We start from the raw sequence: 18,506 nt of genomic DNA on the forward strand, positions 1-18,506 counted from the left end.
CGCGTTTTGCAGCGCGCAGCCATGCTGCGCTGGGGCTTGTCCGGTAATGCCCGTGCCGAGCATGGCTCGGCACTACATGATGTGCGGCTAAGGGACTGCCTCAGGCTGTTGCACGCACGCGCCTGCGATGTACTGCGATCAGGTCAAAAGCGCATAACAAGGCTGCAAGACCCGCGCTCACCTCGCTGTAGGTCAGTGGCATTTTGTCGCCGCGCAAGGCGGTGATAATGAACGCGGCCAGCGTGAATACAATAGAAAAATTGCGTGGCTCGGTTATATCCAGCGCTTTGGCGAAGTGCGGTATCGCTTGTCGCCAGGCAAGCCACAAGGTGACGACGCCCAGCATGCCGCCTGCGAAATCGCCTTTGACGCGCCCGAGCACAAGGGTTGCTACCGCCAAGATCGGCAGCATTATATGTACCGAGTTTGGCGAGACCAGCCAGCGCAGCAATACCTTCCAAGGTAGAAGCCCCATGCCTAGCAGCAGCATGAACAGCGTTCCGGTAACAGCCAGCGGAAGCAGATCGCCGGGTGATGGCCAGCCATAACCAGCCTTGAGATCGTCTGACGCTTTCATCAAATAGGCCGCCAATGGCAGCAGCAACCACAACATTGCCAGCGCGGTTCCGCGGACCAAGCCGAGCAAGAAACGATCACGGGTCAGCTGGCTCTCGGCAGTGACATCGCGCCAGAAGCGAACCTGTTCCTGACATAAGGGCGGGCAGGGTAGATCCGCGCTATCGCCGCCAACGTGCCGCAATGCGCTGCGAATCATATGCAGGCGTGACGGATTGGTCGCGCTGAGCAATGCCTGCATATGGCGCCATGGGCGGCTCAACAGATTGCGGCATAGCGTTGCCTCCGGCAACGTGGCCGGTGCATCTTCGTCGGTTCGCAGCTGCCATGCCAATGCCGGTTCGTTGCCCTCCTGCCATAGCCACCGCTGGTGCATGGTCGAAGCCATGACTCGCAGTGAATCCGGGTCGACGTGCGTCCCAACTTCGTCCCAGCCGAAGGTGGCTGCAATCAGGTCGAAGTTGTTGCCATTGATGGAGTTGGAGGCAGTCCATAGCCGCCCGAGCAAAGCACCACCTGCATCGCTCTTGGTCGTGAGCGACCATAGCTCGGGGCAGGCCAGTAGCCAGTCGTTGAAAGCGGAGGGCGTGAGCGTCTGTGCAGCATTGACGATACGCTCCACCAATCCATCAATGTCGTTGGGTTGCGCGGGCGCACCGAGTTGTGCCGTATCAGGAAGCTGCAGTGAAGCGGTATGCGGTGATTCGAGACTATGCGACTGCTCAAACGGTGTTGGCGCGATAGCGTCCTGATGCTGATGCTGATGCTGATGCGTGGCTTGCGCTTCGGTCGAGCTCGCCTGCAACACCGATGATGCGATGTCCGCGCCGGACTCTGATGCTGCCTGTAGCGACCATGATGCTTCATCCTGGTCTTGGCTGCGCTCCTGTTCCTCAGCAACTTCCTGCCGATAGCGCTGCCACTGCAGCGCAGTCTGGTAGGCCTCATGCAGGCGCTGAAAGCCCTCGGGGTTCTCGTCGGGTCGGTTGTCACGCAACAACTTTGCATAAGCGCGCTTGATCGCGCGCTCATCGGCCTCGGACTCCAGTTCCAACGCTTCCAGCGCCCAGTTCACTGCAGACCCTCCAACTGGTCCAATGCTTGAGCAAGCTCACGACGATTGCGCTCGACGCGTTGTGCGTCCTGGCTTTCCAGCGCTTCGCGGAACAGCAGCAACCAGCCCTGCAACTGTTCGCGGTGTTCGACGAACTCCGAGTACATGCGTTCGGTACGTGCGATCAGAGCAAGGTTCGGTTGCTGCTCGCGCGGGTGCACCTTCAAGGTGTCCAGCGCCTTCAGTCGTTCGCGGATCTGCTCCTGTGCAAGTACGCCAGGGTTCTGCTCCAACACCAGCTCGTGACGCTTGCCGGTGGCATTTTCGGTGACCTCCACCTGCAGGATGCCGTCCATGTCGTACGTGAAGCGGGTAGTGACCGAACGGTCGCCATCCACGCGTGTGGTGATTGGCACCTGCAGCTCGCCGAGCTTGATGTTCTTGTCTACGGTGGGGCTTTCGCCTTGGTAGACATCGATGCGTAGAACTTTCTGCTCGTCGCGGATCGGATGGAAAACATCTTCGCGGCTTACCGGCACCACGCTGTTGCGTTGGATGATGGGATGGAAGTAGCCGGTGCGCTCCTTGCCGTCCGGACCTATTCGCGATACCTGCGTTCCCAGCGTGTAGGGGCAGACATCGGTCAGTACGATCTCGCGCAGCGCGCTATCGCGTGCTTTCATGCCGGCCGCGACGGTGGCCCCCAACGCGATAGCCTGATCGGGATTGATGTGGCGCAAGGGCAGGCGCCCGAACATGCGCGTCGCCAAGCGGGTAACCATCGGCATGCGCGCGGCGCCGCCGACCAGGACGATGTCGTCCAGTGCCTCGGGTTTGAGCCGGGCATCGCGGATCGCGCGTTCGATCGGCGCACGCATCCGCTGCAGCAGTGGCTCGCACAGTTGCGCGTAGCGCGGTTCCTCGATGTTCCACTGCAGTTCGCGTTCGCCCAGGGTGATCTGCAGACTGCCCTGCGCGGCGCCGCTCAGGTCACGCTTTAGCTGTTCCAGTCGTTGCATGAGCTGCGCCGATTCGGCGGCGCTTGTCGCGGAAGCATCCAGCTTGGTGTCCTGTTTGAATGCCCGCGCCAACACTTCCAGGAAGTCCTCACCACCAAGGAAGTTGTCCCCGGCGCTGGCATGCACTTCCACGATGCCGTCGAACAGTTCCAGCACCGAGACGTCGAAGGTGCCGCCGCCCAGGTCCAGCACCAGGATGCGGCCTTCCTCGTCGCGCTGCTGCAGGCCATAGGCCAGCGCGGCGGCGGTGGGTTCGTTGATCAGGCGCTCGACGCGGATGCCGGCCAGCTGGCCGGCGGCGCGGGTCGCCTTGCGCTGTGCATCGGAAAAGTAGGCGGGGACGCTGATGACGGCTTCTTCGACCTTGTGGCCGAGCGCGGCTTCGGCATCGGCCAGCAGCGAGCGCAGCACCAATGCCGAGAGCTCCTCTGGCCGGAAGCGGTGCGCGCCCAGTCGCGTTTCGCGTTCGGTGCCCATCCAACGTTTGAAATGGGCCACGCTTTCGCCGGGGTGGCTGACCAGGCGGTCGCGTGCCGCCTGGCCGACCAGCACGGCGCCATCGGCGACGCTGACCACCGACGGTGTCAACAGCTGCCCATGCGGATTGGGGAAAAGCACCGGCCCATCGGCCTTGTGCATGCCGATCGACGAATGTGTGGTGCCCAGATCAATACCAACGATCATCCTTGAATGCCCTGTCCTGGTTAGTTGGAGGATTGTAGGCAAGCGCCGTTGCGGGGACCACATTCAGACGTGTCAGGGTTGCTGGCATGCGCCGGCACCGCTACTGTCGGCGGCTGTTCTGTAATCCGCTGGAGATCCGATGACGCGTAAACCACTTACCGCCGCGCTGGCGCTGGGCATGAGCCTGGCCGCTGCCGCGGCCCACGCCAACGAAGGCATGTGGATGCCGACGCAGCTGCCGGAATTGGCCAGGACGCTGAAGGAGGCCGGCTTCAAGGGCGATCCGAAGCAGTTGGCTGATGTCACCGCGCCGCCGTTGAGCGCGGTGGTGCGGGTCGGCGGCGGTACCGGCGCGTTCGTCTCCGACGAAGGCCTGTTGCTGACCAATCACCACGTGGCCTATGGCGTCATCCAGTACAACGCCAGCAAGGAACACAACATCATCGATGAGGGCTTCATCGCCCAGGGCCGCGACGACGAGCGTGCGGCCAACCCGGACTACCGGGTGCTGGTGACGGTGGGCTTCGACAAGGTCACCGACGAGGTGCTCAAGGACGCCCGCGGCAAGACTGGCCGCGCCTACTTCGACGCGGTGGAAAGCGCGCGCAAGCGCATCGTTGCCGACTGCGAGGTCGAGGGCCGCGTGCGCTGCTCTGTAGCCAATATGTATTACGGCAGCGACTTCTATTGCATCCGCCAGCTGGAGCTGACCGACATCCGTCTGGTCTACGCACCACCTCGCGCGATCGGCAATTATGGCGACGAGATCGACAACTTCATGTGGCCGCGCCACACCGGTGATTTCACCCTGCTGCGTGCCTACGTGGGCAAGGACGGCAAGCCGGCGCCTTATAGCAAGGACAACGTGCCCTACCAGCCGCCGGCACATCTGAAGATGGCGCTGGATGGCCCGAAGGAAGGTGACTACGCGATGCTGGCCGGTTACCCGGGCACTACCTATCGCCTGCGCACCGCCGCTGAGTTCGCCAACCAGATCGATACCGTGCTGCCGCGTCGTGTCGAGGTGTTCCAGCAGCTGATCGACGTCATCGAAGCGCAGGGCAAGAGCAACGCCGATGCGCGCACGCGCTACGCCTCGCAGCTGCAGTCGCTGAAGAACAACCGCAAGCGCGCCGCCGGTGAGCTGGAAGGCCTGCTGCGCAGCGATGCCAAGACCCAACGTGCGCAGGACGAGCAGGCCATGCTGGCCAGTGCCGATGGCAAGTACAAGGCCGATATCGATGCACTGTTTGCATCGCTGGCCGAAGACAGCGCAGTTGGCAGCAGCGAGTTCCTGGTCACCTTGATGTCCAGCCAGACCCAGCTGCTGCGCTCAGCGCTGTTGCTGGAACGCCTGCGGGTGGAATCACTCAAGCCCGATGTCGAGCGCGAAGCCGGCTATCAGCAACGCGACCAGGCCTTGATCGAAGGTGTGCTCAAGCAGGTACAGCGCCGCTACGACCCGGCCGTTGAAAAAGCACTGCTCAGCGCATTGCTGACCCGCTACCAGCAGTTGCCGGATGCGCAGCGCGATCCGCACTACGACAATCTGTTCGGGCGCACGCCGGCCGCGCTGACCCGGAACCTGGATGCGATGTATGCGCAGACCAGGCTCGGCGATGAAGCGCAGCGTCTGTCGCGTTTCGAAGCCGCACGCAAGGGTGGTTTCATCGAAGCCGATCCGCTGGTGTCGGTGGCCTCGGCGCTGGTGATGGCACAGCTCAATGCCGAGCGCGACAGCAAGGAACGCGCAGGCGAGCAGCTGCGCCTGCGCCCGTCCTACATGCAGGCACTGTTTGCCTGGCGCGCAAGCCAGGGCAGGGCGGTGTATCCGGATGCCAACAGCACCCTGCGCATCAGCTACGGCAAGGTCGAGGCGCTGCATCCGCGTGATGCGGTCAGCTATTCGCCGGTGACCACGGTGGCTGGCATCGTCGAGAAAAACACCAACACAGTGCCGTTCGACGCGCCCAAGCCGCTGCTGGCGGCAATTGCCAAGGGTGACTTCGGCAGCACGGCCGATCCGGCGTTGAAGACGCAGACGGTCAACTTCCTGACCAACCTGGATACCACCGGCGGCAACTCCGGCTCGCCGGTGCTCAACGCCAAGGGCGAGCTGATCGGCCTGAACTTCGACTCCAACTGGGAATCGGTCAGCGCCAGCTGGTGGTTCGACCCGCGCTACAAGCGTGCCGTGCACGTCGATATGCGTTATCTGCGTTGGCTGTTGGCCAAGGTGTACCCGGCCCCCGCATTGCTGCAGGAAATGGGCGTGCCTGCCGAATAAACGGTACTGAATGGGCGGCACGCAAGTGCCGCTCATTCCATACACAAAACGCTGTGTACCCTGTTTCAGCGATAACTGACATTACGCTAGGCTAAAATCCCGAGAATAGGTGGGCTGTCTACTGACGCCCGACAGGGAGAGTGTGTGGCATCGGATCTGAACATTGCGCCCATGGGCGCAGCCAATCCCACGGCCTTGGCGCCACTGCGTATCTGGATTGTTGGAAACCTGGAGCTGCTGCAACCGCTGTTGCCGTATGGCGCGCAGATCCAGGCCCTGGACAGCGTCGAGGCGCTGTACCGCGAGCTGGTGATCGTGCCCTGCGACATCGTTGTGATCGACACCACCCGGGTCCGCGCCGGCATGGTCGAGACGGTCGAGCACCTGCGCCGCCGTGACGACCTGGGCGTGGTCCTGCTGGTCGATCCACTCACCCCCCATCTGATCGCCGAAGGCCTCTGGGCCGGCGCCGATGCCTGTCTGCCGCACCGGCCGGAGCCGGAGTTCCTGGCCGCCAAGCTGTACAGCCTGCGCCGGCGCCTGCCCGGTGAAGCGGCGCAGCTGCTGGAGAACGGTGGCGGCACCAATGAGGCCTGCTGGGGGCTGGAATCCGACGGCTGGGACCTGCGTGGGCCCAATGCACAGGTGCTGGCCCTGACCGAGGCCGAACGCGCATTTCTCACTTTGCTGTTCGCTTCGCCGGCCGAAACAGTGGCCCGCGAACGCCTGATCGCTGCCCTTACCGACCAGCCCTGGAGCTTTGATCCGCACCGGATTGAGGTGCTGGTACACCGGCTGCGCAATCGGGTGCAGTCGGCCACCGGCTGTACCCTCCCGGTTCGCGCAGTTCGGGGTGCTGGCTACCGTTTGACGGTGTAGGTCACACTTTTGCGTTTACCAAGGGTTCATCGACCTGAAGGCGCTCGTTTCACATTCGTGAGCGCTGGCTGAAGTAAATGCCCCGTGAAATCAATGTGATAGCGCCGTGAGGCGCAATCGCGCAGGTCCGCAAAGCAAGCAAGTGAGAGTTTCCGTCAGAGAACGGAACTGAATAGCCGCAGACGCGCCGTAAGAATCGCCGCCATTCAAAAGCACCCCACGGTGCTGAATTGGCGACCCGTTTTGGGGCGGGTCGTGCATCCACATGAATTTTTCCCGGGCTGCCATATCTGGCGGTCCGTGCGCGCAGCGTTTGCAAGAGGTTTGCACGGTGAACAAGCAATTCGAGCAGGACACGGTCATCCACGGTTCCGGTAACGGGCGTTTGCCGCTATTGGGGGGCGTTGGTGCCCGTCTGCGCAGATGGAAACGTGCTACATCCGCATTGTTGCTGGCCGCGGTCGCTGCATTGGGAGTGGCCCCTGCATGGGCAGGTGTCGCGCCGGATAGCGATATCAAGCTCAGTTTTGGAACCCAGACAGACGTAACAGACGTTCCCCAGGGTGTGCCGTTCACGGCCAGCATTGATTGGCAACGAACTTCCGCGGGTGTGGACGACACGTTGACGGTGGTGATCCCGGCGCAACTGGAGGCGACGACACCGCTGCCTGCCGGATGCAGTTTTGATCCGATGAATGCCGCGCACCTGATTTGCACGGTGGCTAATGGCGCAGTCGGTGCCATTGGCAAGCTCTCGATTGGCTTCATAGCAACCAGCACTGGCGGACCCAACATCTCGGTCATCGGTAGTGATCCTGGCAAGACCACCGCGGTCAAGCCGGTGGTGATCCGCAGCAGCGGTGACCTGAAGGTTGAGAAACAGAAGACTTCGCCCGCCGGCAACGCTGTTGCGGGAATGCCGATTGTCTTTGAGATCACACCGCAGATTGATGGCAATGGCATGGATGTGCCTGTCGGTGGATCGATTGTCGTAACCGACAAGTTGCCCACGGATTTCCAGCTGACTGCGGTGAATGCCCCGTCGGGTGCAGTCTGTAATTCCGTAAGCGACGCGAACTCCTCGCGGACACTGGTCTGTACCTATAGCGCTACATCAGCGCCGATCAGTCCGGCGGCGCTCGCCGCCGGGGTCATCACGGTCACCGGCAAACAGAACAGCCAGGGCACCTTCGTCAACATAGCGACGATCAAGTCCGGCAGCGTCGAGTATCTGGATACCAACGACAACAACAATGATGTCAATTTGCCCTATACCACGGCAGCAGGCACCGACCTGGTGGCCAAGGGCAGTTACGACGAGCATTACAAGCTGATCGGCAGCGATCAGCCGTTGAAGCTGGAGTATTACAACGACGGCCCGTCCGGCACTACGGGTGGCACGATCCAGACCATCATTCCCGCTGGTTTCGTGATCAAGACGTTGCCGGCCAACTGCACGTCGGCCCCCGGCAACAGCCTGCAGGTAAATGGCAGTACCTACAGCGGTACGCTGGTTACCTGCACGCCAGGAACCGTGGCGGCCAAGGGCTCCCAGAGCTTCGACCTCATCCTGACCCTGCCGGGCGCGCCAACCGACGGCCAGTTCCCGGTGGTGGTGACGCCGCCGGCTGACAGTGCGGAAACCAACCCGTCCAACAACAGCATCCTGCTTCCATACCAGGTGGCAGAGCCGTTCGCAGACCTTGGTCTGACCAAGACAAAGAGCCCCGGTGGCCCACAGGCACCCGGCACGGTTGTCACCACCAGGTTGACCGTCACCAACGATCAATACAGCCTTTCTCCAGCCGATCACACCACCAATCCACTGAAAGTGGTGGATTACATGCGCCCGGAAGAAATCGCTGGCGGCGTGGTAACAGTGAAAGCAAGCAATCCGGCGGGCTGGACCTGTGCGGTGACCCGCACTGGGCTGAGCAATGCGCCCTATACCAATGACGGGCGCAGCACCGAGGTAACCTGCACGGCGCCGGCAGGCACGCTGGCGCCAGGTGCATCCAAATGGGTTGAATTCACGACTACGATTGATTCGGTTACTTCGCCGATCAAGCTCGTCAACTATGCCTGTACGGGGGCGAGCGCACTGACAGCGACGGGTGTTTCGAACAATGCCGGGCCATTGCCGGCCGATCCATTCCCGGCCAATGACTGCGAGTCTGCCGGCGGCACCTTGGTAGCTACGCCCGTAGACAACGGCAAGGCGGAAATAAATCTGGTCAAGGATGTGTCCTTCCGGCCGGTGGCCAGCAATGACTGGTACCCGACGTATGACGCAGCAACCAAGACACCCAGTTTGTCGGTGACCGACCAGGATCTGGTCTGGCGCATGACCGTCACCCGCCCGACGGCAGGGCAGGAGACCATTCCCACCCTGCATTTGACCGACGATCTGCCTGGCATCCTCAATATGACGTCGCCGGGAGCCCCGGCCGAGGATTTCAAGACGCCAGCGATCGCGGTGACGGTGACGCGCAACGGTGTTTCCAGCAGTACGGAGTGCCCAGCGACGCTGGTCGCGGGCGAACGCTCACTTACCTGCGAATTCCTGAACGTATTGCCCACCGATGTAATCGTGGTGATGGCAACTGTCAGGCGGCCGCTTGCCGGCATCAATGGTGATTCCGTACTCACCAACTCCGCAACGATGACCTCCCCGGACGCGATTCTGTCCGGACAGATCACCGACACCGCTGCGATCTACGTCGAGCCGCGACTGGATGTCGCGATGAAGGAGAAGAAGGTCCAGACCGCCGAGCCCAAAGTGGGTGGCTTGATCACCTTTGCGCTCAGCGCGCAGAACCTTGGCCCTGGCGCAATTCCCGCTGGCATGTTCAGCATATCCGACGAGTTTTTCGTCGGCACCCCGATTGCCGGCAATGGCACGACAGCCGGCGACGGCACTGTTGCCTACGAAAACATCAGCGGTACCGGAACCGGCATGAGCTGCTCCGCTCCAGTGGCGATCGCCGGCCAAAAGGAGAGGATCACCTGTACCAACACCACGCCGGTCCCGGCGTATGAGGTGCGGACCATCACCCTTACCGCACGCATCAAAAAGCCTGCCTCTGGTCTGCCCGCAAAGGACGGAACGGTCTATCTGCAGGCCAGCAACAGTGCCGTACTGACGCTGGATCCTTCGCTGTGTGAGTTCAAGACCGAGACAAGCACCAATCCCCAGGTTTCCGGCAGTTGTGGTGACGCCGCAGCGACCTCCAACAACACCGCAAGCGCTACCTTCGACATCAAGGCACCGGTGGTGGACCTTGTACAGAAGAAGGTGCCGTGGCCAAGTGGCACCAGGTTCCGACTGGGCGACAACCTGAAGTACAAGTTCACCGTCAGCAATGATGGTACGTCGCGCGCGGAAGAAGTCATGATGTATGACGTGCTTTCGCCGATCCCGGCCGGTTACACGATCCAGCTGCTGTCGCCGGGCGTGGTCGCAAACCCCGAGTTTGCGGGCGGTGCGGTATCGCGTGTAGTGCAATGTACTCAATCTGGCGCCAACGAGCGTGTTGAGTGCGAGCTTGGCGGCAGTGCCGCTGACAACTGGTTGGATCGTGGGCAATCGGTGAGCTTTGTACTTGAGTTCGCAATGGTTGGCCCGGTTTCGGCAAATGGCCCGCTCACCTTTGGTGACGCAGCACTTGCCTGTGCCAATGAAAATGCCTATGAACTCCAGGGCGCGTGCGACGCGGCCGGTTTCAACAGGACCAACTTCGAGAACAAGTCGTTCGACATCGCCAAGGCCGGTAACAACCTTGTGTCGATTCCAACCACCGTATTCCCTCCGGTGGACCTGGCGATCGACAAGACCACGATCACCGCTGGCCCGGTGAAGATTGGCCAGCCGGTGGAGTACTCGCTGGTGGTGACCAACAACGGTCCTTCCAGTGTGACCAAGATCCGCGTCAAGGACCTGCTGCCCAGGGGCTTTGAATGGCTGAACACCAGTGCCTACGTGCCGACAGCGGGCGGAACGCCGCTGACAGTCAGTAATACCGTGCCTGGGAACGGCGTATACAACGTCTGTTACATCTCCAACGGTGTAACCACAGTCAATGCGACGTCGGTCGGGCAGGAAGTCACCTGTGACCTGGACGGCAGCTATGCCCTGGGCGCTTCGGTGACGGTCAAGTTGTGGGCGCGTGCCAAGCCGGGTGTTTACAACGGTACGGCGAACTTCCCGTTCAACAGCGATCGCACCAACACCGGCTCAGTGACGCCGGGCATGGGCAGCGATGGCAGTACGCCGGTGGCACTGGACACTGATCCGAGCAACGACAGCGATCCTTCGGAGACGCAGGTTGCCTCGGGCGCCAGTCTGGCTGGGCGCGTTTTCTTCGACCGCAATGACAACGGCGACGTCGACGGTGCCGGCGATATCGGACTCTCGGGGTCAAAGATCACCTTGTCGGGCAATGACCAATGGGGTGCAGCCGTCAGCGTGACGACCACCACCGACAGCAATGGCAACTACAAGTTCGAGAACCTGCCTCCGTCGGGCCCTGCCGGTTACACCCTGACCCAGGACCAGACCACGGTCGCTTCGAGCTACCAGAATGGTCTGCCGCGCGCCAATGAGCCGCGTGCAAATCGCAATGGCCTGAGCACGGGTGTCACCCATGCAGCGGGCTTCGTGGTGGAGAACCCGACAGGTGGCACTACCAGTGTGATCGCAGGGCTGGTGTTGGCACATGACGCTGCTGGCGTGGAATTCGATTTCCCGGAGATCAAGCAGTACGTCCTCAGCGGCTTCGTCTTTGCCGATTACACCCGCAACGACGTCTACGTTGCTGGCGGTGCAAGCAAAGACATGCCGATCGCCGGTGCCACCGTCGAACTGTTGGAATGGGACCCGTTGACCTCGGCGTACAAGCCCACCGGTGCCCCGGCGACCACGCTGGCCAATGGCAGCTACTCGTTCACTGGGCTGAGTGCGACCAAGACCTATGCCCTGCGCCAGCCGCTGCCCGCAGCGACTTCGACGGTGACCTATTTCAATCTGGAATCGGCCGTCAAGCCTGGGACGATTGAAGGTGTTGCGTGTGCAACGACGGTTTGCCGGCCGGTGACAGCCAGCACCTCGGGTGACCCGGCGTTCACTGACCGCATCGAAGGCATCCAGCTCACTGGTGATGGTGCGAACTTCAATTTCGGTGAGACCGTTGGGGTCTCGGTGAGTGGCACCGTGTTCTACGACGTCAACAACGACGGCGTGAAGGCAAGCTCGGGTGAACCCGGTATCGCCGGCGTCGAAATCAAGCTGGTGGGTACTGACGACCTTGGCCAGCCGGTCGACCAGACGTACACCACGGTTGCTGCGGATAACGGCGCATTCAAGTTTGAAGGCCTGCGTCCGGGCACCTATACGTTGGTGGAACCGGAACAGCCGGCCGGCACCGCGCAGGGCATTACCACGCCCGGCAAGCTGGCCAGCACCAGTGCAAGCAGCGGTACCGCCAGCAACAATGCGTCGCCGGAATCGAGCAAGATCGCCGGCATCAACCTGCTCACGCCTGGCGATGCCTCAAACGAGAACCTGTTCGGCGAGATTCCGACCAATAGCGGAATCTCCGGCAAGGTTTGGCTGGACACCAACAATGACGGCGTCATCGATCCGGGCGAAACCGGCCTTGCCGGTGTCGTGTTGGAGCTGTCCGGCATCGATGTAAACAACAACCCCGTCTCAAGGACTTTCACCACCTTGGCCGATGGTGAGTACGCGTTCCTGAATCTGCCGCCGGGTACTTACAAGGTGGAGGAGAAGAACCAGGCCGTGGGTACGCTGGATGGCAAGACCAGGATCGGCAACGTCGGCGGCACGCCGATGGGTATGCAGGGTCAGCCCGATGGCACGGCGACTGCTTCGAATCCGTCCAACATCGATGTCATCAAGGTGGATGTGGGCGAGTTCTCCGTGCAGAACAATTTCGGTGAAATCCCGGCGGGCCTTATTTCCGGTTTCGTCTACAACGACGGCAACGATGACGGCATCAAGGACAGTGATGAGGGCGGTTACGCTGGCATCACCATTACCCTGACCGGCACCGATGACCTGGGTAACCCGGTTACCACGACGGTGACCACCAATCCGGACGGCAGCTACAGCTTCCCGGATCTGCGTCCGGGCACCTATGAGGTGGCCGAAGGCCCGCCGCCGCCGGAAACGCTCAACGGCAAGACCACTGCTGGCACGGTGGGCGGTGGCGTGGGCAGCAATCCGACGCCGACGACCTCGCTCATCAGCAACATCGTGCTGACGCCGGGTACCCAGTCGGTCGACAACAACTTCGGCGAGATCGGCGATTCGCCGGACATGCTGGTGAGCAAGTCGTCCAACACGGTGAAGTTCACCGTCAACAACGTGGCCAGCTACACCATCCGTGTACGCAATGGCGGACAGAAGCCGTCGTTCGGTGAGTACATCGTCAAGGATCGCCTGCCGGTGGGCCTGAGCCTGGCCGAGGTTCCGGCCGGCAACGGCTGGACCTGTTCCGGTGCCGTTGGTGATGCGCGCTTTGAATGCCGCAGCTCGGAAGTGATCAATGCTGGTGCTACCTCGTTGTCCGACATTACCGTCAAGGCCAATGTGTCGGCCGAAGCGGCCAAGGCCGGCACCGTCAACAACGCGGTGCTGATCGAAGGCGGCGGCGAAAACGAGTTCCGTACCCCGACCACCACCGAGCGCAACAACTTCGAAGGTGACGTCAGCACGCTGCCCGTGTGCGATACCGCGATCACCCAGAACGTCTGCCGCGTGCCCAACCAGGTGCAGCTGTCGGCTTCGGTCGGCGGCACCGTGTGGTTCGATGTCGGCAGCGAGGACACGTTCCTCGACGGCGGCGATGAACGTCTGCAGTCGTGGATCGTCGAACTGCTGGATTCGGTCACCGGCGCTGTGTCGCAGTCCACCGTTACCGCGGTGGATGGCAGCTATCGCTTCGCCGACGTGATCCCTGGCGTGAAGTGGAACATCCAGTTCCGCGACCCGGCTTCCGGTGTGCTGTGGGCGTGGCCGGTGAACCAGGAAACCACCGGAGGCATGGGCATTGCGTGCGACGCACCGCGCGCCATCAACAACGACGGCGCCAGCGCCTGCCGTGTCAGTGAGAACGGCACCAGCCAGCTGCAGGTCGTGCTCGAAGCCGGCCAGCATCTGCCGCAGCAGAGCCTGCCGGTCGATCCGTCCGGTGTGGTGTATGACGCGGTTACGCGTGATCCGGTGCCGGGCTCCATCGTCACCATCGCACCGGTTGGCGTGTGCACCGGCTATGACCCGAAGACGGCCATCCTCAATGCCGGCGCAGGCGGTTACCGCGTGGAAGGCAATGCGGTGTCGATGACGGTTGGCAACAATGGCTATTACCAGTTCATGTTTGGTCCGGCCGCGCCGGCACGTTGCGAGTTCCAGCTGACGGTCACGCCGCCGGGTGGTTACCAGTTCGTGTCCTCGCTGATCCCGGCGGAGACGGGTTCGTTGTCGCCGCTGGGTGCAGCGGGCAGCAGTCATCTTGTGCAGCCGCAGACCGGTGCACCGACCGGTGCAGTGGGCACGCCGACCCAGTACTGGCTGACCCTGTTCGCAGGTTCGGCTACCGCCGGCATCGTGCATAACCACATCCCGCTGGACACCGCGCAGGCCACCGGCCTGGTCATCACCAAGACCGGTGATCGCCAGACCGCTGAAATCGGTGACACCGTGCAGTACACCATCACCGTGCGGCAGACCGCCGGCAGCGCGATGGCGACGGTCAACATCGTCGATACGCTGCCGCGTGGCTTCACCTACATCGACGGCACTGGCCGTGTCGGTGGGCGCGCCGTCGAAGATCCGTTCGGCAAGCCGGGCCCGCGCCTTGGCTTCAACCTCGGCCCGATCACCGTCGGTGGCCAGCTGGTGCTGACCTACCGCGTGCGTGTCGGCGTCGGTGCGCAGCAGGGCGATGGCATCAACCGTGCGCAGGCACATGGCTGCTCGATCACCGGTGGCTGCATCGATCCGGGCACGCTGACGCCGGTACCGGGTTCGGTGCCGTCCAACCGTGCCGAGTACCGCGTGCGTGTCACCGGTGGCGTGTTCACCGAGGAAGCCTGTGTACTGGGCAAGATCTTCGTGGACTGCAACAACAACCACGTGCAGGACGAGGAAGAGCTGGGCATCCCGGGCGTACGCATGTACTTCTCCAACGGCACCTGGATGATTTCCGATTCCGAAGGCAAGTACAGCTACTGCGGCCTGACCCCGCAGAGCCACACCCTGAAGGTGGACCCGTCCACCCTGCCGGTTGGCTCGCGCCTGACCACCAGCAGCAACCGCAACCTGGGTGATGCCGACAGCCTGTTCCTGGACCTGAAGAACGGTGAGCTGCACCGCGCCGACTTCGTCGAGGGCAGCTGCTCCAACCCGCTGCTGGAGCAGGTGAAGGCACGTCGTACCCAGGGTGAGGTGCGTGCACCGGAAACCGAGACCGGGCAGTCGCAGCTGCGCTTTGACAGCAAGCCGGTCCGTGCGCCGCAGCAGGCCACGGACTCGTCCAACCAGGGACCGATCGTGCAACCCCGACCCAACCCGCCCACCGCGGCGGCCCAGCAGGAGGTGCAGCCATGAGCCGCGCCGCCCTGCGCAAGATGCCGCGCGTGAGCCTGTTGGCCTGCGCGCTGGCAACCGCCTCGCTGCCGGTGCTGGCCCAGAACGTGGGCAGCAGCACCCGCTTCACCCCGGTGATCGGCGACAGCAGCACGCTGTATCCGCGTTCGCTGACCACCACCGATACGCCGCCGGAAGTGGTGGCTGCACGTTCGGGTGAGGCGGATTACAGCCGCAATGCCGGTGTCGATCGTGTCTCGGTGGAAGTGGACCGCGATGGCGTGCCCGCCGATGGCCAGACGCCGGTGCACATCACCGTGCATCTGCTCGGCGCCGACGGCAAGCCGCTGGCCGGCAAGTCCTTCGTCACCATCGAGAACAGCGGCGGTCGCATCCGCTTGCCGGGCTCGCGCACCGATGAGTTTGGTCCGGGTGCCAGCGACGCTGACAAGGTGATGCCAGGCGTGCAGGTGGAAGTGGAGAACGGCGTCGCCGAGTTCGACCTGATCGCCCCGCATGATCCGCAGGATGTGTTGCTGCGGATAACCGCTGGCGGTGAGACTGCCGAAGGCACGATCGGCTTCCTGCCGGAAATGCGTGAGCTGCTCGCCACCGGCTTGATCGAAGGCGTGCTGAACTTCCGCAACAAGTCCAACGCCAGCCTGATCTCGCCGGTGCAGCACCACGATGCCTTCGACCGCGACATCCGTCGTTGGGAGAAGCAGTTCAACAACGGCAAGGCCAGCGCCTCGGCGCGCACCGCGTTCTTCGTCAAGGGCCGCATCAAGGGTGAGTACCTGCTCACCGCCGCCTATGACTCGGACAAGGATGTGCGTGGCCGCCTGCTGCGTGACATCCAGCCGGAAGAGTTCTACCCGGTGTACGGCGATTCCTCGCTGCGTGGCTTCGATGCACGCTCGGCCGAACGCCTGTACGTGCGCGTGGACAACAAGCGCAGCTACCTGCTGTACGGTGATTTCCAGACCGGCGACAACCTGGCAACCAGCAGTGGCGTTGGTGGCAGTGGTCCGATCCCGCAGCGCAGCCTGAGTACCTATAACCGCACCGCGACCGGCCTGGGCTGGCACTTTGAAAGTGAGCGCGTGCGTACCAATGTGTTCGCCATCGAGGATTCGCTGCGGCAGATCATCGAGGAGTTCCGCAGCCAGGGCAGCGGCCCGTACGCACTGCGCAACAACGCCGTGCTGGAAGGCAGCGAGCGCGTCGAGATGATCGTGCGTGACCGCAACCAGCCTTCGCGCATCGTCACGGTCAAGCCGCTGGCACGGCTGGTGGATTACAGCTTCGAGCCGTTCTCCGGCCGCATCCTGCTCAACCAGTTCCTGCCCTCGTTCGACAGCGACCTGAATCCGGTCTCGCTGCGCATCACCTATGAACTCGATCAGCAGACCGAGAAGTTCTGGGTGGTGGGTGCAGATGGCCAGTACAAGCTGACCGACAAGCTGGAAGTCGGTGCATCGGCGGTCGAAGACCAGAACCCGTATGCCGAGTTCAAGATGGGCAGCGTCAACGCGGGCTACCGCTTCGGCCAGAACACCATGCTGGTGGCCGAGTTCGCGCGCACCCAGAGCGAGGTCAACACCAACTCGTTGAACCAGGTGACCTCGCAGGGCTTGAAGGACGTCACCGGTCAGGTCGAAGGCGACGCTTGGCGCGTTGAATTCGCCCACGACGGTGACAAGTTCGACGCACGTCTGTTCGGTGCGCGCACCGATCCGGAGTTCAACAACCAGGCTTCGCCGCTGTACGGCGGCCGTGGCGAATACAGCGGCCGCATGTCCTATGCCGTTGGCCCGCGCCTGGAGCTGTACGTTGAAGCCCTGCGCAGCGAAGACCGCAACCCGGATGGCGGCAAGCGTGATGCCGGCGGTGCCGGTGTGCGCGTCGCTGCCACCGAGCGCCTGACCCTGGACTTCGGCCTGCGCAGCATCCGCGAAACCATCGGCATCACCTCGCCGTGGTCTAGCACCGGCTACGGCCAGTTGTCCGGCCTGACCGGTGGCTTCGCCACCGGTTCGGGCGGCGGCGCACTGGGCTACGGCCAGCAGGCGCTGGACCCGGCCACCGGCCTGATGGTGATCAACAGCGGCAGCAACGGCGACACCATGACCAGCGACCTGCCGGTTGGCACCAAGCTGGAATCGGACAGCGCCCGTGTCGGCGTCGGTTACCGCTTCAACGACAAGTTCAGCGGCGGTGCCGAATACGAACAGAGCGTCAGCGGTGAAGACCGCAACCGCGTTGCCGCCGGCGTGGACTACCAGGTCTTCGAGCGCAGCCGCCTGTATGGCCGCTACGAGAAGCAGACCGGCCTGACCAGTGCCTACGGCATCACCACCACCGACCGCGAGGCCGATGCGCTGGTGTTCGGTATCGACAGCAGCTACATCCGCGACACCCAGGCGTTCTCCGAATACCGCCTGCGTGATGCGGTCAGCGGCCGTGATGTGCAGGCTGCCTCGGGTATCCGCAACAACTGGGATATCGCCAAGGGCCTGCGCCTGAGCAGCTCGATCGAACGCGTCAACGTGGTCGCCGGCGATACCGGTGACAGCACCGGCCTGGCGCTGGCCCTGGATTACAGTGCCAACCCGTTGTGGCGCGGCGCGATCCGTGCCGAGCACCGCATCTCCGAAGACGTGCCGGGCACCACCGACAGCAACGAGGCCTTCAAGACCACGCTGCTGCAGTTCATGGTTGCACGCAAGCTGAGCCGCGATTGGACCTTGTTGGGCCGCAACTACCTGCTGGCCACCAACTACGAAGAACGTGGCGACGTATTGCAGGACCGCTTCCAGATCGGCCTGGCCTACCGCGACACCGACCGCAACCGGATCAATGCCTTGATGCGCTACGAGTACAAGCTCGAGCGTGACGAAAGCGGCCTGACCCTGCTCAACGGCGACGTGGTGAGTGGCACCAGCCAGGATGTGCGCACCCGTGCGCATATTGTCTCCACCCATGCCGACTGGCATCCGTCGCGGCCGTGGTGGCTGACCGGCCGTATTGCCGGCAAGTGGCAGCGTGACCAGTTCGCCTATGGCGATGGCAGCCGTGTAAACAGCAGCTTCAACGCCGTACTGGTCTCCGGTCGTGTCGTGTATGACATCACCGAGAACTGGGACATCGGCGTGCTCGGCTCCACCTTCCGTGGCCAGTACGGCGCCAACCAGTTTGCCTACGGCATGGAAGTTGGCCGCCTGCTGCGGCAGAACCTGTGGCTGTCGGCCGGTTACAACTGGACCGGCTTCGAAGGCGACAGTGATCTCAATGGCTACGAGTACACGCAGCAGGGCTTCTTCCTGCGCCTGCGCTTCAAGTTCGACGAAGACCTTTTCCGTCGGGACCCGGTCCGCTACCGCGACCCGGCCCGCTGAG

The 18,506-nt window shown here is 62.8% G+C and carries 6 protein-coding genes; 4 read left to right on the forward strand and 2 right to left on the reverse strand.

The genetic code is table 11. The features are described 5' to 3' along the window. Positions 1 to 100: 100 nt before the first annotated feature. Positions 101 to 1,651: a J domain-containing protein gene (locus ACVOLV_RS08955; protein ID WP_481554077.1), complete on the reverse strand. Its 1,551-nt coding sequence runs from the start codon at positions 1,649 to 1,651 to the stop codon at positions 101 to 103. Next, positions 1,648 to 3,333 (reverse strand): Hsp70 family protein, encoded by a 1,686-nt coding sequence (locus ACVOLV_RS08960; RefSeq protein ID WP_481554078.1) that lies wholly within the window; start codon positions 3,331 to 3,333, stop codon positions 1,648 to 1,650. Before ACVOLV_RS08960 ends, ACVOLV_RS08955 begins: the two co-directional genes overlap by 4 nt. A 139-nt stretch (positions 3,334 to 3,472) precedes the next feature. Between ACVOLV_RS08960 and ACVOLV_RS08965 the strand changes: the two genes are divergently transcribed. The 4 genes from ACVOLV_RS08965 (at position 3,473) to ACVOLV_RS08980 (ending at position 18,505) form a co-directional block, all read left to right on the forward strand. Next, the gene (locus ACVOLV_RS08965; RefSeq protein ID WP_481554079.1) at positions 3,473 to 5,620 is read left to right on the forward strand and encodes a S46 family peptidase; all 2,148 of its coding nucleotides are present in this window, start codon (positions 3,473 to 3,475) and stop codon (positions 5,618 to 5,620) included. Between the two features lie 144 nt (positions 5,621 to 5,764). Next, complete coding sequence (locus ACVOLV_RS08970; RefSeq protein WP_481554080.1) at positions 5,765 to 6,499, forward strand: winged helix-turn-helix domain-containing protein; 735 nt, start codon at positions 5,765 to 5,767, stop codon at positions 6,497 to 6,499. Positions 6,500 to 6,830: 331 nt separating this feature from the next. Then, positions 6,831 to 15,128, forward strand: coding sequence for an SdrD B-like domain-containing protein (locus ACVOLV_RS08975; RefSeq protein ID WP_481554081.1), 8,298 nt, complete (start codon positions 6,831 to 6,833; stop codon positions 15,126 to 15,128). Beyond that, positions 15,125 to 18,505: an Ig-like domain-containing protein gene (locus tag ACVOLV_RS08980; protein WP_481554082.1), complete on the forward strand. Its 3,381-nt coding sequence runs from the start codon at positions 15,125 to 15,127 to the stop codon at positions 18,503 to 18,505. The genes ACVOLV_RS08975 and ACVOLV_RS08980 overlap by 4 nt, the downstream gene beginning before the upstream one ends. Position 18,506: the final 1 nt, after the last annotated feature.

This window comes from Stenotrophomonas sp. STEN023, assembly GCF_056760135.1.

Bases quoted from the DNA above. Each gene is read 5' to 3' on its own strand.
- ACVOLV_RS08980 (WP_481554082.1), top strand. From the start codon at position 15,125: ATGAGCCGCGCCGCCCTGCGCAAGATGCCGCGCGTGAGCCTGTTGGCC.
- ACVOLV_RS08965 (WP_481554079.1), top strand. From the start codon at position 3,473: ATGACGCGTAAACCACTTACCGCCGCGCTGGCGCTGGGCATGAGCCTG.
- ACVOLV_RS08960 (WP_481554078.1), bottom strand. From the start codon at position 3,333: ATGATCGTTGGTATTGATCTGGGCACCACACATTCGTCGATCGGCATG.